The 18,551-nt window shown below is 71.8% G+C and carries 19 protein-coding genes; 3 read left to right on the plus strand and 16 right to left on the minus strand.

What is annotated here, in order from left to right; genetic code table 11:
- Window positions 1–145: 145 nt before the first annotated feature.
- The 4 genes from B072_RS0136415 to B072_RS0136430 all read right to left on the minus strand — a co-directional run bounded on the left by B072_RS0136415 (window position 146) and on the right by B072_RS0136430 (window position 2,371).
- A complete protein-coding gene (locus tag B072_RS0136415; protein ID WP_018534917.1) occupies window positions 146–430 on the minus strand; it encodes a zf-TFIIB domain-containing protein in 285 nt (94 codons plus the stop codon).
- Between the two features lie 69 nt (window positions 431–499).
- Window positions 500–1,456, minus strand: a complete 957-nt coding sequence (locus B072_RS0136420) for a phosphotransferase family protein (protein ID WP_018534918.1) — start codon at window positions 1,454–1,456, stop codon at window positions 500–502.
- Window positions 1,457–1,658: 202 nt separating this feature from the next.
- Window positions 1,659–1,865, minus strand: a complete 207-nt coding sequence (locus B072_RS0136425; protein ID WP_018534919.1) for a hypothetical protein — start codon at window positions 1,863–1,865, stop codon at window positions 1,659–1,661.
- A 227-nt stretch (window positions 1,866–2,092) separates the two neighbouring features.
- On the minus strand, window positions 2,093–2,371 hold the full coding sequence (locus B072_RS0136430; RefSeq protein ID WP_018534920.1) for a hypothetical protein: 279 nt from the start codon (window positions 2,369–2,371) through the stop codon (window positions 2,093–2,095).
- 202 nt (window positions 2,372–2,573) lie between these two features.
- Between B072_RS0136430 and B072_RS44895 the strand changes: the two genes are divergently transcribed.
- On the plus strand, window positions 2,574–3,863 hold the full coding sequence (locus B072_RS44895) for a serine/threonine-protein kinase (protein ID WP_018534921.1): 1,290 nt from the start codon (window positions 2,574–2,576) through the stop codon (window positions 3,861–3,863).
- Window positions 3,864–3,868: 5 nt separating this feature from the next.
- Here B072_RS44895 and B072_RS0136440 read toward each other — a convergent pair whose 3' ends face one another.
- The 10 genes from B072_RS0136440 to B072_RS0136485 form a co-directional block, all read right to left on the minus strand.
- Complete coding sequence (locus B072_RS0136440; protein WP_018534922.1) at window positions 3,869–4,696, minus strand: TrmH family RNA methyltransferase; 828 nt, start codon at window positions 4,694–4,696, stop codon at window positions 3,869–3,871.
- 54 nt (window positions 4,697–4,750) lie between these two features.
- Window positions 4,751–5,986 carry a uroporphyrinogen-III C-methyltransferase gene (cobA, locus tag B072_RS0136445; protein WP_018534923.1) on the minus strand — a complete coding sequence of 412 codons (1,236 nt, stop codon included), beginning with the start codon at window positions 5,984–5,986 and terminating at the stop codon, window positions 4,751–4,753.
- 154 nt (window positions 5,987–6,140) lie between these two features.
- Window positions 6,141–9,380 carry a nicotinate-nucleotide--dimethylbenzimidazole phosphoribosyltransferase gene (gene cobT, locus B072_RS0136450; protein ID WP_018534924.1) on the minus strand — a complete coding sequence of 1,080 codons (3,240 nt, stop codon included), beginning with the start codon at window positions 9,378–9,380 and terminating at the stop codon, window positions 6,141–6,143.
- 354 nt (window positions 9,381–9,734) lie between these two features.
- Entirely contained in the window at window positions 9,735–10,958 is a 1,224-nt protein-coding gene (cbiE, locus tag B072_RS0136455) for a precorrin-6y C5,15-methyltransferase (decarboxylating) subunit CbiE (protein WP_018534925.1), read from the minus strand.
- 155 nt (window positions 10,959–11,113) lie between these two features.
- The gene (locus B072_RS0136460) at window positions 11,114–11,752 is read right to left on the minus strand and encodes a GNAT family N-acetyltransferase (protein ID WP_018534926.1); all 639 of its coding nucleotides are present in this window, start codon (window positions 11,750–11,752) and stop codon (window positions 11,114–11,116) included.
- A 147-nt stretch (window positions 11,753–11,899) separates the two neighbouring features.
- Entirely contained in the window at window positions 11,900–12,721 is an 822-nt protein-coding gene (locus B072_RS0136465) for a MetQ/NlpA family ABC transporter substrate-binding protein (protein WP_018534927.1), read from the minus strand.
- 20 nt (window positions 12,722–12,741) lie between these two features.
- Window positions 12,742–13,572 (minus strand): MetQ/NlpA family ABC transporter substrate-binding protein, encoded by an 831-nt coding sequence (locus tag B072_RS0136470; protein ID WP_018534928.1) that lies wholly within the window; start codon window positions 13,570–13,572, stop codon window positions 12,742–12,744.
- Window positions 13,573–13,647: 75 nt separating this feature from the next.
- Window positions 13,648–14,400: a methionine ABC transporter permease gene (locus tag B072_RS0136475; RefSeq protein WP_018534929.1), complete on the minus strand. Its 753-nt coding sequence runs from the start codon at window positions 14,398–14,400 to the stop codon at window positions 13,648–13,650.
- Window positions 14,397–15,452, minus strand: coding sequence for a methionine ABC transporter ATP-binding protein (locus tag B072_RS0136480; RefSeq protein WP_026246660.1), 1,056 nt, complete (start codon window positions 15,450–15,452; stop codon window positions 14,397–14,399). The genes B072_RS0136475 and B072_RS0136480 overlap by 4 nt, the downstream gene beginning before the upstream one ends.
- 406 nt (window positions 15,453–15,858) lie before the next feature.
- The gene (locus tag B072_RS0136485; RefSeq protein ID WP_018534931.1) at window positions 15,859–16,509 is read right to left on the minus strand and encodes an HAD family hydrolase; all 651 of its coding nucleotides are present in this window, start codon (window positions 16,507–16,509) and stop codon (window positions 15,859–15,861) included.
- A 73-nt stretch (window positions 16,510–16,582) separates the two neighbouring features.
- Here B072_RS0136485 and B072_RS0136490 point away from each other — a divergent pair, with 73 nt between their 5' ends.
- Window positions 16,583–16,942, plus strand: coding sequence for a hypothetical protein (locus tag B072_RS0136490; protein WP_026246661.1), 360 nt, complete (start codon window positions 16,583–16,585; stop codon window positions 16,940–16,942).
- Window positions 16,923–17,414: a hypothetical protein gene (locus B072_RS0136495; protein WP_026246662.1), complete on the plus strand. Its 492-nt coding sequence runs from the start codon at window positions 16,923–16,925 to the stop codon at window positions 17,412–17,414. Before B072_RS0136490 ends, B072_RS0136495 begins: the two co-directional genes overlap by 20 nt.
- A 66-nt stretch (window positions 17,415–17,480) precedes the next feature.
- Here B072_RS0136495 and B072_RS0136500 read toward each other — a convergent pair whose 3' ends face one another.
- Together B072_RS0136500 and B072_RS0136505 are read right to left on the minus strand one after the other, a co-directional pair.
- Window positions 17,481–17,981, minus strand: coding sequence for a GNAT family N-acetyltransferase (locus tag B072_RS0136500; RefSeq protein WP_018534934.1), 501 nt, complete (start codon window positions 17,979–17,981; stop codon window positions 17,481–17,483).
- Between the two features lie 39 nt (window positions 17,982–18,020).
- The gene (locus B072_RS0136505) at window positions 18,021–18,548 is read right to left on the minus strand and encodes an RNA polymerase sigma factor (RefSeq protein ID WP_043245437.1); all 528 of its coding nucleotides are present in this window, start codon (window positions 18,546–18,548) and stop codon (window positions 18,021–18,023) included.
- Between the last annotated feature and the right edge of the window lie 3 nt (window positions 18,549–18,551).

An 18,551-nucleotide genomic window follows, 5' to 3' on the forward strand; every position in this document is an offset into this window, starting at 1 on the left:
CGATTAGCTCAGCGGGAGAGCGCTTCCCTGACACGGAAGAGGTCACTGGTTCAATCCCAGTATCGCGCACCAGCAAGAAGCCCCCGGTCCTCGTGACCGGGGGCTTCTTCGTGCTCGGGAAGCCTCGGGAGGGCTCCCGGACGGCTCAGGAGGAGAAGAGCATCCGGCCGAAGCCCCTCTGGTGGTGACCGTGGTGTCCGTGGTGCCCGCCGTGGTGCGGGGCTCCCCATGCCGGGGCCGGGGCCGCGGGGTAGGCCTGTGGGGCGGGCGGAACCGGCGGGACCTGCTGCTGCCACTGGGACTCGAGGCGGGTCAGCGACTCCAGCTCGCCGTAGTCCAGGAATATCCCTCGGCATCCGCTGCACTGCTCGATCTGGACGCCATTGCGGTTGTAGGTCTGCATCGGTGCGTGACACTTGGGGCACTGCATGCTCGGTTCAACTCCTCGCCGTTCGGTGCTGCTTCGCCGGAACACTTCCCGGCTTCCGTCCCCCGCACCCTACTTGGCGCAATCGGGCCCCAACTGCGGCGGGACGGATGTCATTCGGGCGCACGCGTCGACCACCGCCTCCTCGACCTCGTCGAGCACGCGTCCCGCCTCGACCGCCTTCGTCACGGCCAGCGCGGCCGTCTGGACGGTGAGGGCGCGGGCCGGCACGTCCAGGGCGGGCCACGGGTCGTCGAGGCCCAGTTCCTTTGCGCCACCGGTGCGTTGGTAGGCCGCCAGGAATCGGGTCCACTCCTCGGTGGGCAGCAGACCGCAGGCGAACCAGGCGGCCGGGCGGGCCAAGTCCCAGGCGGGATCGCCGACTCCGAGGTCGTCGACGTCGATGAGGCGCCAGGCCGCCGGGTCGTCCGGGTGGCGGACCAGCTGGCCGAGGTGGAGGTCACCGTGACAGAGGGCGCGGGCGTGGTCGTACGGGACTTCGGCGCGGGCCCAGGGCGGGAGGGTGCGCCAGGCCGCGAGGATCGGGGCCGCGGCGCGGTGGGTGGGGGCCGCGGCGCGGAGTCGGGACAGCGCGCGGGCCGCCTTGAGCGGGCCCCTCATCGGCGGCAGGGCGGGCGGCAGCCGGTGCGTGGGCGTGCTGTGCAGGCGGGCCAGGAGGGTGCCGACCGCCTCCCAGGGGGCGTGTTCGGGACGGTCCGGGTCGACCGGGGTGCCGTACGGCCAGAACGTGACCAGGCGGTCGTGCAGGGGCGACGCCGTGGGGCGCAGCGGCCGCAGGAGGACGTCGGCCAGGTCGGGGTGGGCGGCCACGGCGAGGCGCAGGTCGAGGCCGGCCGGGTCCGTGCCGGGGGCGTGGGCCTTCGCGACGGTGTCGCCGTGCCGGACGACGGCCCCGTCGGGGCGGTCGGCGAGCGTGGACGCACCGCAGACACAGGAGATCTCCGTGGGGTGGGCCGCTCTGGTGGCCCTGGCGCGGAGCTCGGGAAGGATGGGCGTGGGCGTCGTCACGGGGTCCCCCGGGTGTGGTGCGTGTCGCGCCGAAGCCTACGGCCCCGGCCCGCCCTGCCGGGGAAAGCCGGGGAAAAGCAATACTGCGCGCAGCTCCCCAGCTGCGCGCAGTATTTGTGCCGTCCGCCGCACCCCCGTCCCCACGGGGTTTCATGGCCGGATGTCCCCGCCCGGACCGCTCTTCCGGGCCTGGAGGCGCCGCTCAGCGCCCCAGCATCACGCCCACGGACGACGCCTGTGTGACCATCGCGTCCCAGCCGCCGAAGACGACGACGAGCAGGGCGGCGAGGGGGAGAACCATGGCCGTGGCCACCAAGGGGTGACGGCGGCCGGTCGCGGGACCGCCGAACAGGCCGCCCCTGCCGATCCGTGTGCGGAACGCTGTCGTCCGCGATGCCGTGTCCGCCATGGTCCTCTCCCGGTCGAAATCTTGTGGATCACTCTCGTATGGATCTTGAGTTGTGGAGCGGCGGGTACCTGACCTCGGGGGACGAGTGCTGCACCCGCCGCTTGACCTCAAATCTATGGGCGCCGCTCGTCGGGGGCGTCATGCCCTCGTACCGATTGCCGGGCCTCCCGGAGGATGAGCCGTCCGGGCTCATGTACTCCCCTGGGTGGAGACGGGAACCCGGAGAGCTACGAGGTCTCGGGGTCTTCCCCGAGGGGGCGGCTCGTCCTCGCCTCCCGCTCGGCCGCCTCCTCCCGCGGGACCGGCTGCTCGACCAGGGCCAGGACCCGGGTCGCCATGAAGCGCGCCGTGCGCACCACGGAACCGGAGCGGGTGACTTCGCTCACTTCCACGACTCCCCTGCGGACCGCTGTCTCCACTCTCCGACCGGCACGGCTGGCCACCACTTCGTACGTACGTGTCGTGTCCCCGGCGTCCACGACTATCTCGACGCGATCACCCTTCATGGGCTCAATCCCCCTTCTGCGACGGTTGGTTGGAAGTCGTGGCAGCCCAAATCCGCCCAGTTCCCACGCTCCCTGACCACCTTTCAAGTTTCCCACCCGGCACTGACAATCGAATCTGCCGTGAGGGCGCGGCCTGAACGCACAGCCGGGCGTGGAAACGTAAGCTGTGGCTCGTCAGACGGACGACCGGGCAGCAGCGGGGATGAACATGGCGATGATGCGCCTGAGGCGCGAGGACCCGCGCGTCGTCGGCTCGTTCAGGCTTCACAGACGGCTCGGCGCCGGCGGGATGGGTGTCGTCTATCTCGGGTCCGACCGGCGTGGGCAGCGGGTCGCCCTCAAGGTGATCAGGCCGGACCTGGCGGAGGATCAGGAATTCCGGTCGCGCTTCGCGCGCGAGGTGTCCGCCGCACGCAGGATCCGTGGCGGCTGCACCGCCCGGCTCGTCGCCGCCGACCTCGAGGCCGAGCGGCCGTGGTTCGCGACGCAGTACGTGCCCGGTCCCTCGCTGCACGACAAGGTGGCCGAGGAAGGGCCGTTGGCCGCGGCCGATGTGGCCGCGGTGGGGGCCGCGCTGTCGGAGGGGCTCGTCGCCGTCCATGAGGCGGGCGTCGTCCACCGGGATCTGAAGCCGTCGAACATTCTGCTGTCCCCGAAGGGCCCGCGGATCATCGACTTCGGCATCGCCTGGGCCACGGGCGCCTCGACCCTCACGCACGTGGGGACCGCCGTCGGCTCTCCCGGCTTCCTCGCCCCCGAGCAGGTGCGGGGCGCCGCCGTGACCCCGGCGACGGACGTGTTCGCACTGGGCGCCACGCTCGCCTACTCCGCCATGGGCGACTCGCCCTTCGGGCACGGCAGCTCCGAGGTCATGCTCTACCGCGTCGTCCACGAGGAGGCGCAGCTGCACGGGGTGCCGGACGCGCTCGCGCCACTGCTGCGGGCCTGTCTGGCCAAGGACCCGGAGGAGCGCCCCAGCACGCTGCAACTGTCGCTGCGGCTCAAGGAGATCGCGGCCCGTGAGGCGCAGGGTCTCGGCGAGGCCAGGCCGCCCGCGCCGCGCGTCGCCGAGCAGGACCGGCCTACGGGGCGGCTCGCCGACACCTACGAGCAGCACGAGCGCCACGAGCAGCAGCGCACCCAGCGGCGTACGCAGCCGGGCACGCCCGCGCCGCGGCCCAGCAACGGCAGGACCGGGAGTCAGTCGCGGGGCACCTCGTCCCGCTCCGGGAGCAGGCCCGCGCCGCGCAGTGGTGCCGGGCGCCCCGCGCCTCGTACGAACGGCACAGGGGCCGGCAAGCGGCTGCGGCCCGCCAATCCTCGGCTGCTGCGCCAGCGGCTCTTCGTGTTCGTGGTCGTGACGCTGCTCGTGGCGCTCGCCATCGCGGCGATGCAGGGCTGCCAGGGGCCGTCGCGCGGGCTCGGCGACTTCGGCGTACCGCACTCGATCACTTCAAGTGCCTCGCAGAAGCCGCCCGTTCCGGAGAACTGACCGGGTCAGAGTTCGGGGCGGCCGGTGGCCACCGCGTAGAAGGCGACCGCGGCCGCCGCTCCCACGTTCAGCGAGTCCACGCCGTGGGCCATCGGGATGCGGACCCATTCGTCCGCGGCCATCAGCGCCTTGGTCGTCAGGCCGTCGCCTTCCGCGCCGAGCATCAGCGCGACGCGGTCCATACGGTGCGGGGCCACCTCGTCGAGGGACTTGGCCCGCTCGGCCGGGGTGAGCGCCAGGAGGTTGAAGCCCGCCTCGCGGACCGACTCCAGGGATTTGGGCCAGGCCTCCAGGCGCGCGTACGGGACCGCGAAGACGGCGCCCATGGAGACCTTCACCGAGCGGCGGTACAGCGGGTCGGCGCAGTCGGGCGAGAGCAGGACCGCGTCCATGCCGAGGGCCGCCGCTGAGCGGAAGATCGCGCCGATGTTGGTGTGGTCGTTCACCGACTCCATGATCACGACGCGGCGGGCCGTGGTGAGCAGGTCCTCGGCGGTGGGCAGCGGCTTGCGCTGCATGGAGGCGAGGGCACCGCGGTGCACGTGGTAGCCGGTGACCTGTTCGGCCAGGTCGGGGGCGACCGCGTACACCGGGGCCGGGACCTCGTCGATGACGTCGCGCATGACGTCGACCCACTTGGCGGAGAGCAGCATCGACCGCATCTCGTATCCGGCCTGCTTGGCGCGGCGGATGACCTTCTCGCCCTCCGCGATGAAGAGGCCTTCGGCCGGCTCGCGCTTGCGGCGCAGTTCCACGTCGGTCAGGCCCGTGTAGTCGCGCAGGCGCGGGTCGTCGGGGTCCTCGATGGTGATGAGACCTTTGGGTTCAGCCACGGGTCGATACTGCCTTGTTCTCGTTGTGGTGCCAACGGCTCGGAAAGAGTTCAGTTACCGCTGGTTACGGGTGGGGCTCTCGTGGACCACGGGGCCGATGACGATGACGGCCGGGGGCTTCACGCCTTCCGCCACCGCCTTCTCGCCGACCGTGGCGAGGGTCGCGTCGACGCGGCGCTGCGCGGCCGTCGTGCCCTCCTGGACGAGGGCGACGGGGGTGTCGGGCGACTTGCCGTGCGCGATCAGGGCCTCGGCTATCTTTCCGATCTTGTCGACGCCCATCAGGATGACCAGGGTGCCGGTCAGCCGGGCCATCGCCGACCAGTCGACGAGGGAGCGCTCGTCGTCGGGGGCCACATGGCCGCTGACCACGGTGAACTCGTGGGCGACGCCGCGGTGGGTGACCGGGATGCCGGCCGCGCCCGGGACCGAGATCGAGCTGGAGATGCCGGGGACGACCGTGACCGGGATGCCCTCGGCGGCCAGCGCCTGGGCCTCCTCCATGCCGCGGCCGAAGACGTACGGGTCGCCGCCCTTGAGGCGGACCACGGCCTTGCCCTGCTTGGCGTGGTCGATCAGGGCCTGGTTGATGGCCTCCTGGACCATCTGGCGGCCGTACGGGATCTTCGCCGCGTCGATCACCTCGACGTGCGGCGGCAGTTCGTCGAGCAGGTCGCGCGGGCCGAGCCGGTCGGCGATGACGACGTCGGCCTCGGCGAGCAGGCGGCGGCCGCGGACCGTGATCAGGTCGGGGTCGCCGGGGCCGCCGCCGACCAGGGCGACGCCGGGTGTGCGGGCCCGTTCGGTGCTGATCGTGCCGTCGCGCAGGGCCTCGACGAGGGCGTCACGGATCGCGGCCGTGCGGCGCGGATCGCGGTCGGCGGCCTCGGTGGACAGGACGCCGATGGTGACGCCCTCGGTGCGGCCGGTGGCCGGGGTCCAGGCCGTCGCGGCCTCGGCGTCGTCGGAGCGGACGCACCACACGCGGCGGGACTCGGCCTCGGCGGAGATCTCGTCGTTCGCGGTGCGGTCGGCCGTGGCGACGAGGACGTACCAGGCGTCGGCCAGGTCACCGTGCTCGTAGCGGCGCCGGACCCAGGTCAGCTCGCCCGCGTCCGCCATGGCCTCGACGGAGGGGGTGGCGGAGGGCGAGACGAGGGTGATGTCCGCGCCCGCCGCGATCAGCGCCGGGAGGCGGCGCTGGGCGACCTGGCCGCCGCCTATGACGACGGTCTTGCGGCCGGTGAGACGGAGTCCCACCGGGTAGGCGGGGTGCTGTGCGGCGGGCATGTCGTGCGGCTCCTCGGGCGGGCGGAACTGACGGGCTGCGGCGCTGGAGCCCGGTGACGTGCGGGTTTGGGTCTGGGATCAGCCTACGTGGACAGATCGGAGGAGCACCTGCCCCCGTTGTTACGGTTCGGACAGGCGCTCCTCACACCACGGACTACTTCTCTGTGACGCCCGCCGAGTCGAACGTCGCCACCTCGTGCATCGCCCGGGCCGCGCTCTGCACGATCGGCAGGGCGAGGAGGGCGCCCGTGCCCTCGCCGAGGCGGAGGTCCAGGTCGACCAGGGGCCGCAGACCCAGCTTGTTCAGGGCCGCGACGTGGCCCGGTTCGGCGCTGCGGTGACCCGCGATGCAGGCGGCCAGGACCTCGGGGGCGATGGCGCGGGCGACCAGGGCGGCCGCACCGGCGCTGACGCCGTCGAGGATGACCGGGGTCCGCAGCGAGGCACCGCCGAGAAGCAGGCCGACCAGGGCCGCGTGCTCCAGGCCGCCGACCGCCGCGAGGACGCCGATCGGGTCCGCCGGGTCGGGCCGGTGGACGTCGAGGGCGCGGCGCACCACGTCGACCTTGCGGGCGTGGGTCTCGTCGTTGATGCCGGTGCCGCGGCCGGTGACCTCGGAGGGGTCGACCTCGGTGTAGACCGAGATGAGGGCGGCCGACGCCGTGGTGTTGGCGATGCCCATCTCGCCCGTCAGGAGCGCCTTGTTGCCCGCGGCGACCAGGTCGCGGGCCGTCTCGATGCCGACCTCGATGGCCGCCTTGACCTCTTCGCGGGTCAGGGCGGGACCGGCCGTCATGTCGGCGGTGCCCGCGCGGACCTTGCGGGGCAGCAGGCCGGGCGTGGCCGGGAGTTCGGAGGCGACGCCCACGTCGATGACGCAGACCTCGGCGCCGACCTGGTTCGCGAACGCGTTGCAGACCGCGCCGCCGCCGAGGAAGTTCGCGACCATCTGGCCGGTCACCTCCTGGGGCCAGGGGGTGACGCCCTGGGCGTGCACACCGTGGTCGCCCGCGAAGATCGCGACGGCCGCGGGCTCCGGGATCGGCGGCGGGCACATCCGGGACAGGCCGGACAGCTGCGCGGAGATGATCTCCAGCATGCCGAGCGCGCCCGCGGGCTTCGTCATGCGCTTCTGCCGCTCCCAGGCCTCGCCGAGCGCCTTGGCGTCCAGCGGGCGGATGTTGGAGACGGTCTCGGCGAGCAGGTCGTGCGGGTCCTCGCCGGGCAGCGCCCGACGCCCGTACGTCTCCTCGTGGACGACCCACGACAGCGGGCGGCGCTTCGACCAGCCGGCCTGCATCAGCTCGGGCTCGTCCGGGAACTCGTCGACGTAGCCGACGCACAGGTACGCGACGACTTCGAGGTGGTCGGGCAGGCCGAGGGTGCGGACCATCTCGCGCTCGTCGAAGAAGGAGACCCAGCCGACGCCGAGGCCCTCGGCGCGGGCGGCGAGCCACAGGTTCTCGACCGCGAGCGCGGAGGAGTACGGGGCCATCTGCGGCTGGGTGTGCCGGCCGAGGGTGTGGCGGCCGCCGCGGGTCGGGTCGGCGGTGACGACGATGTTCACCGGGGTGTCGAGGATGGCCTCGATCTTCAGTTCCTTGAACTGCTTCGCGCGGCCCTTGGGCAGGGACTTCGCGTACGCGTCCTTCTGACGCATGGCCAGTTCGTGCATCGTGCGCCGGGTCTCGGCGGAGCGGATGACGACGAAGTCCCAGGGCTGGGAGTGGCCGACGGAGGGGGCCGTGTGGGCGGCCTCCAGGACGCGGAGCAGCACCTCGTGCGGGATGGGGTCGCCGCGGAAGCCGTTGCGGATGTCGCGGCGCTCGCGCATGACGCGCAGGACGGCCTCGCGCTCGGCGTCGTCGTAGCCGGAGGCGGCGGCGACGGTCTCGAACGCCTCCGCCTCGGCCACGAACTCCGGCTCGGGCTCGGGCATCGGCTCCGCTACGGGCTCGGGTGCGACCTCGATGAGCTCCGGCTCCTCGGTGACCGTGCCCGCGGACTCCTCGACCGCTTGCGGCTCGGATGCCTGGGTCGCGCCGGGTCCGCCGTCGCGCGGGGCGGGGACGGCGGCCGCCACCTCGGCCGGCTCCGTCACCTCCACCGCGGGCTGCGGCTCGGCGGCGGGCTCGGCCTCCTGGACCGGGGCCTCGACGGGGGCGGGTTCCTCGGCCTCGACCGGCTGCACCGGCTCGACCGTTACGGGGCTCAGCGCGATCGGCGCCTCGGGCTGGGCCTCGGGCTGCGGCTCCGGTTGCTCGGGCTGCGGCTCCGGGGGCAGCTCCTGGTGCGGCTGCTCCATCACGGGCTCGGCGACGGGCGGCTCCTCGGCCACGATCTGCGGCTGCTCCGCCACGACGGCCTGCGGCTGCTCGGCGACCGGCTCCGGGGTCTGCTCGACCGGGGGGGCCTGCGGAAGGTCCACGGCCTGCTCGACCGGTTCCGCGGCGGGCACCGGCTCCGCCGCCATCGGCTCGGCGGCGGCCGGCTCGGGCATCGGCGGCACCGCCATGGCATGCGGCGGCGTCGGCGCCAGGTGCGGCGTCGTGGGCACCGAGCCCTCGACGGGCACGAACTGGCCCAGCGTCTGCTGCTCGGGGGCCGGCTGCGGCGCGCTCTCGTGCGGCGCGTACAGACCGGACTGCTCGTACGGGCCGGACTGCTCGTACGGGCCGGACTGCTCGTACGGGCCGGACTGCTCGGCCTGGCCCGCATAGGCGGCGACCGGCGCGGGCTCGGCGACGGGCGCGAACCGGGGTGCGCCGAGCGACTCCTGGGGAGCCGCGTACGCCTCCGGAACGACCGTTTCTGCGGGGGCTTGCGGCATTTCGTACCCGGGCTGCCGCGTCGCCTCGGCGGGCTGCCACGGAGCGGCGCCCTGCGGCGGGATGTCGAGGTACTCGGGGCCCGTGGTGGGCGGGCCGGACTGGCGCACCGGCATCGGGTTCGCCGGGGTCTGCTGCGCGGGACCGCGGTCGGCGAGCGAGCGCACGCCGCTGCCGCCGGTCTCCGGCATGGGCGGGCCCATGTGCAGCGGACGGCGGGCGGGGCCCTGGTTCGCGGCGGCAGCGGCGGCACCCTGGCCGCCCTGCAGGTGCATGCCGCCCATGTCGTGGTGCCCGCTGTCGCGGCCCGCCATCTCGTGCGGACCCGGCTCGTGAGCGACGGGCCCGCCGGGCGCCGGCGCGTACTGCTGCTGCGCGGGCATCTCGACCTGCGGCTGGCCCCAGGCCCCCTGGGAGCCGGGCATCAGGAGCAGTTCGTCGTCCTCGGCGGTGGCTTCGGAGGGATCGAGGTAGGTGTAGGCCCCCGGGGCGGGAACGCCCGGCGGCTCCACCGTGCCTGCGTTCTCCGGCAGCCCCTCGCCCGGAACCTGACCGGTGTCGGTCATGCCTACCCCTCGCCCATCGATGAGAACTTCCCGGCCGCTCCCGGCCGTTGGCCCGGGGAACGACCCCGTTGACCGGAGCAGCGCGTCAACCGCCCGTCATGATGAACGAGCGTGCGCGCCGCGCGGCACGAACCGCCCCGGACAACAGGTATTGTCCCGGTCGGATCGCGGCCACGGTACGTAGATCGCCCATGGCCTTCTGTGGACTGCGCCACGTTGCGCGTCCTCCGGTCGGCGCCGTACCACACCCACCCCAAAGCTGGTGAGTTTTCCGGACATTGGCCGACGAACTGCCGGACGTCCCGGTGCGGTACAACGATCGGCCAGCCTACCGCGCGCGCTGGGCCGTCAGGGTCACGGGTGGCGTTCCCGCGAACGGCCGGAGAGCAGGAACCCCACGGTCCGTTCCTTCTCCGTCCAGGCACGAGTGTCCAGTTCGACGGATTGCAGCAGCGCGCACTCGACGTCGTAGCCGTGCTCCGTCAGATTCCTGCCGATGAGTTCGGCGGCGTCGCGTGTCGCGGCGTGCGTGACGATGCGCGCGGGCCTGCGGTCGGCGACCGCGGAGACGACCGCCGCTCCCCCGCCGCCGACCCGGACGACGTCGGGCTCGGGCAGGTCCTCCAGGGCGTGCGGCGCGGTGCCGTGCACGATCTGCGCCTGGACGCCGAAGCGGCGGGTCACCGCAAGCGTGCGGGCGCAGGCGTCGGGGTCCCGGTCGACCGCGATGACGGCGGCGCCGAACCGGGCGGCCTCCGCGGTGAACGCGCCGCCGCCGCAGCCGATGTCCCACACCAGGTCGCCGGTCCTCGGTCCCAGGCGGGCGAGTTGGGCCGCGCGCAGCTGCTCGGTCTCGCCCTCGCCGAGGGGGCCCTCGTACGCGGCGGCCGGCAGTGCCCAGCCGCGGGGCGCGGGAGCCGGGTCCCTGGCGTCGCCGCCCGCGAGCCAGCCCCCGTTCTCGGGGACGCCGGTCACCGGGCCGCCGATGACGATGACCACGTTCGGGTCGCGCCAGGTGTGGTCGGCGGCCTTGTCGGAGGTGACGACGGTGACCTGCTCGCGGTCGGTGCCGAGTTCCTCGCAGATGACGAAGGTGCGGTGGACGCCTTCGAGCAGGAGGCCGAGTTCGGCGGGTCCCGCGCCGGGTGAGGTCAGGACCGCGACCTTGGTGTGGGCTCGGCACACATTCACCGCACGTCGCAGGGTGCGGCGGTGTGCGACGACCACCTGGGCGTCGTCCCAGGGCATACCGGCGCGGGCGAAGGCCTGGGCGACGGAGGAGACGGCGGGGACGACCTCGACCTCCAGGCCGTACTCGGGTGCGCGCAGGGTCCGTACGACGCCGAAGAAGCCGGGGTCGCCGTCCGCGAGGACGACGGCGGTGCCGCGGTGCCCGGCGATGCGGCGGGCGGCGAGGGACACGCTGCCGAGCCGGATCCGCTCGGCGCGCGGGGGCACTTCGGGCAGCGCCAGGTGGTGGGCGGCACCGGCCACCAGGGTGGCAGCGCCGAGCGCCGAGCGGGCCGCCGCGGTCAGGGGCGAGCCGTCCCAGCCGATCACCGTGACCCGGTCGGCCATCGTCGTCAGTCTCCAGAAGGTGCGAATGCGTACGCGAACACGTACTCAGTGGGGGAATCCGCCGGGGGCAGGGCCGGGCGGGGCATCGAGAGCGTACCTGCCGGGTCTGGCCGTCGCCTGTGGGGTCGGTGTCGGTCGCTGTCGGTGGGCGCCGGTCAGTTCCAGTCGGAGAAGGCCGTGAAGCCCCCGGCCTCGGCCAGCTGCTCGGTGACGCCCTCGATGTCCTCGGGGAGCAGGCTCCACACGATGAAGTCGGTGCGGACGTCCGCCCAGGTGCCGTCCTCGGTACGGGTACGCGCTATGCAGGCGTTGCGCAGGACACCCTCGCTGATGCAGCCGATCTTCTGGGCGACCTGCTGGGACGCGGTGTTGTCGGCGGCGGTGCGCAACTCGATGCGCTCCAGCCCCTGGTCGCGGAAGAGCCACTGGGCCATGGCGAGCGCGGCCTCCGAGGCGTAGCCCTCACCGCGTGCCCAGGGAGCGACGATGTAGGAGAGCTCGGTGGCGCGGACGTGCCAGTTGGTCTTCGTCAGCTGGACGATGCCGACCAGGCGCTGGGTGAGGAACTCGGTGACGGCGAGGTCGAGTCCGGTGCCGGCCGCGCGCTCCGCGGGCGCGTACTCGGTGATCCAGCGGCGCGCGCCCTCCTCCGTGAACGGCTGCGGCACCGACGTCCAGGCGGCGATGAGCTCGTCGTTCATCATCTCCGAAAGGGCGGGGACGTCGTCCTCGTCGAGCGGGCGCAGCACCAAGCGCTCCGTGCTGATGGAGATCTCGGGGAAGGTGTTCGTCATGCAGCGCTCCGTAACCTTCGTGGCCGCCTGCGTCCCTCGTATCGGCCGGGTGAAGTGCCCAGCATGCAGCATGCAGGTACGTAACTGCACATGGGGGCCGCCCCTGTTGACGGGAGCGGCCCCCCTGAATGCGGCCGGCCGGGGTGTTCAGGCGGGGAGCACCGAGCCCTGGTACTTCTCCTCGATGAACTTCTTCACCTCGGGCGATGTCAGCAGCTCGGCGAGCTTCTTCACGCGCGGGTCGTCCTCGTCGCCCTTCTTGACGGCGAGGACGTTGTTGTACGGGTTGTTCTTCACGGACTCCAGAAGGATGGCGTCCTTCTGGGGGCTCAGGTCCGCGTCGAGCGCGTAGTTGTTGTTGATGACCGCCGCGTCGACGTCGCCCAACGAGCGCGGCAGCTGCGCCGGTTCGAGCTCCTTGAAGGTCAGGCCCTTCGGGTTCTTCGCGACGTCCTGGGGACTCGCGTTCGCGCCCGCGTCCTTCTTGAGCTCGATGACGCCCTTGGAGGCGAGGAGTTGGAGCGCCCTGCCTTCATTGGTGGTGTCGTTCGGCAGCGCCACGGTCGCGCCCCGGGCGAGCTTCGTGACGTCGTCGACCTTCTTGGAGTAGACGCCCATGGGCGGCAGGTACACGTCGGTGACCGCGCTCAGGGTGGTGCCCTTGGACCGGTTGAAGTCCTCCAAGTAGGGCTTGTGCTGGTACAGGTTGGCGTCGAGGGTGCCGTCCTGGAGGGCGGTGTTCGGCAGGACGTAGTCCGTGAACTCCTTGATCTCCAGGTCGAGTCCGGCCTTTTTCGCCAGGTGGTCCTTGATGTACGCGAGGACTTCGCCGGCCGGGGTCGGGGTGGCCCCGACCACCAGCGTGCCGCTCGCGCCGGACGTGCTGTCCGCCGTGTCGGACCCGCAGGCCGTGAGGCCGAGGGCGAGTGCCCCGGCGATCACGGCGGCGGGAAGCGTGTACGTACGCATCGGAAGGTTCCCTCGGAGGCTCAGAAGGAGGGGAGCACCGAGCCCTTGTACTTGTCCTCGATGAACTTCTTCACCTCGGGCGACGTGAGGAGCTTGGCGAGCTTCTTCACGCGCGGGTCGTTCTCGTTGCCCTCCTTGACCGCGAGAACGTTGTTGTACTTGTTGTTCTTCGCCGACTCCAGGACGAGCGCGTCCTTGGCGGGGCTGAGGTCGGCGCCGATGGCGTAGTTGCCGTTGATGACGGCGGCGTCGACGTCCTGGAGGGAGCGCGGGGTCTGGGCCGCCTCGACCTCCTTGAAGGTCAGGTCCTTCGGGTTCTTCGCGATGTCCTGCGGGGTCGCGGTGGCCTCGGAGCCGCTCTTGAGGGTGATGAGCCCGTTGGCGGCGAGGAAGCGCAGGGCGCGGCTCTCGTTGTCGGCGTCGTTCGGGACGGCGATGGTGCCGCCCTTCTTGATGTCGGCGACCTTCTTGGCCTTCTCGGAGTAGAGGCCGAGCGGCTCCAGGTGCACGGTGGCGACCGACTTGAGGTGCGTGCCGTTCTTCTTGTTGAAGTCTTCCAGGTACGGGACGGTCTGGAAGTAGTTGGCGTCGACCGAGCCGTCCTCGGTGGCGTTGTTCGGCTGGACGTAGTCCGTGAACTCCTTGACCTCGAGGTTGAGGCCTTCCTTCTTCGCCAGGTTCTTCTTGATGTAGTTGAGGACCTCGGCGTGCGGGACGGGCGTCGCGGCGACGACCAGCGGGTCGGACGCCTTGGCCTTGGTGTCGGCCTTGTCGGAACCGCAGGCGGTCAGGCCCAGGGTGAGGGCTCCGGTGGCGAGGACAGCAGCGGTGATCTTGGTGGTGTTACGCACGAAAAGTGCCTTTCTCCATGGGTGGTGCAACCCGCCGGGTGAGGCGGGGAGACAGGGATGCAGCGGGGCTGCGGGTCAGCGGGTCTTGGCGGGGGCGGGCTCCGTGGCGGCCGGGCCACCGGACAGGAAGCCGCCGAGCACGCGGAAGCGGAGCGGTTCGCCGCCCTTGCCGGCGCGGCGGTGCAGGACGCGGGCGCCGCTGTCGCCGGCGAGCTGGATGATCGCGATGGTGACCGCGAGGATGGCCACGATGATCCACATCATGGTCGTCTCGAAGCGCTGGTAGCCGTAGCGGATGGCGAGGTCGCCGAGGCCGCCGGCGCCGACCGTGCCGGCCATCGCGGAGTAGCCGATGATCGCGATGATCGTCGTGGTGGTGGCCGAGATCAGCGAGGGCAGCGACTCGGGGACGAGGGCCTTGCGGACCACGGTCCAGGTGTTGCCGCCCATCGACTGCACGGCCTCGACGAGCCCGCCGTCGACCTCCCGTACGGATGTCTCGACGAGCCGCGCGAAGAACGGGATGGCGCCGATGGCGAGCGGCACGATGGCGGCCTCGCGGCCGATGGTGGTGCCGACGATCCAGCGGGTGAAGCCCATCAGGGCGACCATCAGGATCAGGAAGGGCATCGAACGGACGATGTTCACGATCTGCCCGATGACCTTGTTCGCGAAGGCGTTCTGCAGCAGCCCGCCGCGGTCCGTGAGGACGAGCAGGATGCCGAGCGGCAGGCCGACGACGACGGCGATCAGCGTGGACCAGCCGACCATGTAGAGGGTGTCCCAACATGCCTGGGACAGCAGCGGCTGCATCTCCGACCAGGTCACTTGGAGACACCTTCCTTCAGCAGTTCGGACGCGCGGCCGTCGAGGGCCGCGCTCTCGACGATCTCGGCCTGGAGGCCCTGCTCGCGCAGGAAGCCGATGGGGACGACGTTCTCCTCGTAGCGGCCGGGCAGTTCGATGCGCATGCGGCCGACCTGCTTGCCGGCGACGGTGTCCATCGCGGCGCCCAGGATCGAGATGTCGATGTTGTACGTGCGGGAGAGCTGGGAGATGACCGGCTGGGTCGTCGACTCGCCGTGGAAGGTGACGTCGAGGACGGTGCGGTCGGCGCCCGAGGCCTCGCCGCTGACGGGGAAGAGCGCGGCGGCGAGTTCGGAGCCCGGCGTCGCGAGGAGTTCGCTGACGGTGCCGGACTCGACGATCTGCCCGCGCTCCATCAGCGCGGCCGAGTCACAGACGGTCTTGACGACGTCCATCTCGTGCGTGATGAGCAGGACGGTCAGGCCGAGCTGCTGATTGAGGTCGCGCAGCAGCTGGAGGATCGAGCGGGTGGTCTCCGGGTCGAGGGCGCTTGTCGCCTCGTCGGACAGGAGCACCTTCGGGTCGCCGGCCAGGGCGCGGGCGATGCCGACGCGCTGCTTCTGGCCGCCGGAGAGCTGGGCCGGGTAGGACTTGGCCTTGTCGGCGAGGCCGACGAGGTCGAGGAGTTCCAGCGCCTTGGCGGAACGTTCCTTCCCCGACTTGCCGAGGATTTCGAGGGGCAGCTCGATGTTGTCCTGAACGGTGCGCGAGGCCAGCAGGTTGAAGTGCTGGAAGACCATGCCGATGCGGCTGCGCGCCTCGCGGAGTTCCTTGCCGGCGCGCGGTCCGCGTCCGGCGAGCGCGGTGAGGTCCTGTCCGGCCACCGTCACGGTGCCGGAGGTGGGGCGCTCCAGGAGGTTCACGCAGCGGATCAGCGAGGACTTGCCGGCGCCGGACTGGCCGATGACGCCGTACACCTCGCCTTCGCGCACGTGCAGATCGACGCCGTCCAGGGCGGTGACCTCGCGGCCGCGCGAGCGGTAGACCTTGGTGAGGCCCTGTGTGGTGATCACGTGGATGTCCGTCACTGTCGAGTGCGCGGCACGGGTGGCGCCGGGCACGGGGCATTCATTCGGGAGTTCCGGGGCGCGGCAGGTTCTCGCGGCGGTGTGACACCGGTACGGGATCAGTGCGGAGAAGCTGTGCGCGGGGAAGGCCCGGTCACGTAGGTGAAGCGGTGGTTCTCCCTACGTGCGGGGCGCGCGGGTCTCGCTTCGGGGCGCGAGAACAGGCGATGTTGCGGGGGCCCTCAGAAGGCGCACATTCGACACATACAACGAGCACCGGGCGTCATCGTCGCCTCGGTCGCAAGGGTGCGGCTGCTCGTCGTGGTCATGCGGCAAGTAAAGCAGACGTGAGGACACGGCCCGCCACCGCTGTCCGAATAGCGGACAGCGGTGGATGGCTGCGCGGAACGCGTCAGGGCGTGGCCGTGATCTCCACTCCGGCCTCCGTGGCCAGTGCTGACACGGCCGACAGGTCCTTCACCACGACGTCCGCGATGAGCTCGTGGGCCTCGTGCGTTGTGGTCAAGGCCACGGTCTTCATGCCGCCGGCGTGGCCCGCCGTCAGTCCGGCCGGTGCGTCCTCGAAGACGACGCAGCGCGCCGGGTCCACGCCGAGCTTCCGGGCGGCGAGCAGGAACGGCTCCGGGTCGGGCTTGCCGCGCGTGATGTCGTCGGCGGCGATGAGCAGGGGCGGGGTGATGCCGACGGCGGCGAGGCGGGCCTCGGCCAGGCGGCGGGTGGCGGAGGTGACGACGGCCCAGCGGCCCTCGGGCAGGGAGGCGAGCAGGTCGAGGGTGCCGGGCAGGACGTGGGTGCCGCCGTTGGGGACGTCCTCGACCTCCAGCTCCTCGATGCGGGCCACGGCCTCGGCGACCCGTTCGGCGGGGAGCAGGTCGGCGGCGATCTCGGCGGCGGGGCGCCCGTGCAGTTCGACGGCGGCGAAGTCCTCGGCGGTGATCCCGTACTCCTGCGCCCAGCGGGTCCAGCAGCGGTACACCGACTCCATGGACGAGAGCAGGGTTCCGTCGTTGTCGAACAGCAGGGCGTCAGCGGTGATCTTCATGGTTCCCGAGCGTAAGGGCGGTCGGCCGGGGTCGCGCGCAGCGGGTCTTTTCGGCCGTAATAGGCTCTCGGCCATGCTTGATGTCCTGACCCTGGTGACGGGTCTCGCCGCGCTCGCGCTCGCCGCGTGGTGCGGTTTCGCAGCCTCTCGCGACCAGCCGACCAAGGACTGGCACTTCATCGGTATGGCCGTGGTGTCGGTGCTCGCGCTGGTGCAGCTGGTGGTCGGGATCGTGCAGCTGGCGCGGGGCGAGAAGCCCGCGCAGGGGACGACGATCTTCGTCGCGTATCTGATCGGGGCGTTCGCGTGCGTGCCGGCGGCCGGGTTCATGTCGCTGGCGGAGCGGACGCGGTGGGGGTCGGCGACCGTCGCCGCGGGTGGTGTGGTGCTGGCCGTGCTCGAAGTACGGCTCTATGACATCTGGGGAGGATGAGGTGGCTGTGACCTCTTCGGAGAAGCCGGAGAAGGCCGACAAGGCACAGAAGGCCGAGAAGGCGGGGCGTCGGCGTCTGATCGGCGGGCCCGGCCTGCTGCTCGTGTGGCTCTACGGCGTGATGGTCGTCGGGGCCGTGTCGCGCTCGGCCGTGCAGATCTCCACCGACTTCGGCAAGGCGCCGCTCGCGTACACGCTGTCCGCGGTGGCGGGGGTCGTGTACGGGTTCATCACGTACTCGCTGGTGCGCGGCGGGGACAAGGCCCGGCGGGCCGCGTTCGCGTGCTGTGCGCTGGAGTTGGCGGGTGTGCTGATCGTCGGCGTGTGGACGCTGGTGGAACCGTCGGCGTTCCCCGACGCGACGGTGTGGTCGGACTTCGGGATGGGCTACCTGTTCATCCCCGTACTGCTGCCGGTGACCGCGATGTACTGGCTGCGCAAGGGCGTGCTGCAGCAGCAGGCCGCGGGCTGAGACCGCGGAGACGGCGAAAGGGAGACGGCCGGGGCCACGCGCCCCGGCCGTCTCCCTTTGTCCGTCTCACACGCCGGTCAGGCTCGGCGCTTCCGTCTCCTTCGCCAGCGTGACCAGCGTCAGGCGCTCGTCGACCTTCTTCGTCGTCACCGGGGCGTAGCCGTGCTTGCGGTACAGGCGCAGGTTGTGTTCGCTGCGGTGGCCCGTGAAGAGCTCGAAGCGCTTGGTCGTGCCCGCGGTGGCGAGCTGCGCCTCGATGGCGGCCAGGAGGCGGCCGCCGAGGCCGTGGCGCTGCATGCGCGGGTGGACGATCAGCTTGTTGATGTGCGCCGTGCCGTCCGCGTCGGTCGTGCCGCGGACGGACGCCACCACTTCGTCACCGAGGCGGGCCACCAGGACGGTGCCGCCTGCCAGTTCGGCCCTGAGCGATTCCAGGGACTGTGTGAGCGGCTCGATCGAGTAGTCCCCGTAGAGCTGCGCCTCGCTCTGGTAGCAGAGGTACTGCAGTTTGAGGATCTGCTCGGCATCCGCTTCGGTCGCCGCAGAGATGGTCACGCTCATGCCCATGTGTGCATGCCTCCCGCTCACCTGTCCGCCGTTTGTCCTTCACCCTTTTCCCCGGCGGGCATGCGGCGCAACCTCGGAGGCCATGATTCTGCGCAGGCATCCCAGACATCTGGAACGTTCCGGCCCAAGACTGCCCTGTGACATACCCAACGTGCCCGCGATCTCGCGGTACGTGAGGTCCTGTGGTGCGAGGAGTGCGCCGATGAGGCGGGGGCAACGGCCGGGCAGCCGGCGTACTGCGGAGTGCAGGGCACGCGCCTGCTCCCTGGCGAGCGTGCGCAGCTCGGGGTCCGACTCCGGCGCGTCGGCGGCGGGTTCGCCGGAGTAGGGCCGCTCACGGACGCTCGTACGGCGTTGACGGCGGGCCTCCGCGCGGACGGTCGCGGTGAGCCAGGCCGCCGGGTCGGGCGGCGGGCCCTGCGTGCCGAGGTGCTCCAGCAGGCGCAGCCAGACGGCCTGTTCGAGGTCGTCGAGGTCGGCGCGGCCGGTCGTGGCCGGAAGCTCGGCGTGCGCCTCCGCCGCGAGGAGGGGGCGCAGGGTCTCGATCACCGTGGTGTCGTACGTCATGTA

Source organism: Streptomyces sp. HmicA12 (assembly GCF_000373565.1).
In the GTDB taxonomy this organism is placed as follows: domain Bacteria; phylum Actinomycetota; class Actinomycetes; order Streptomycetales; family Streptomycetaceae; genus Streptomyces.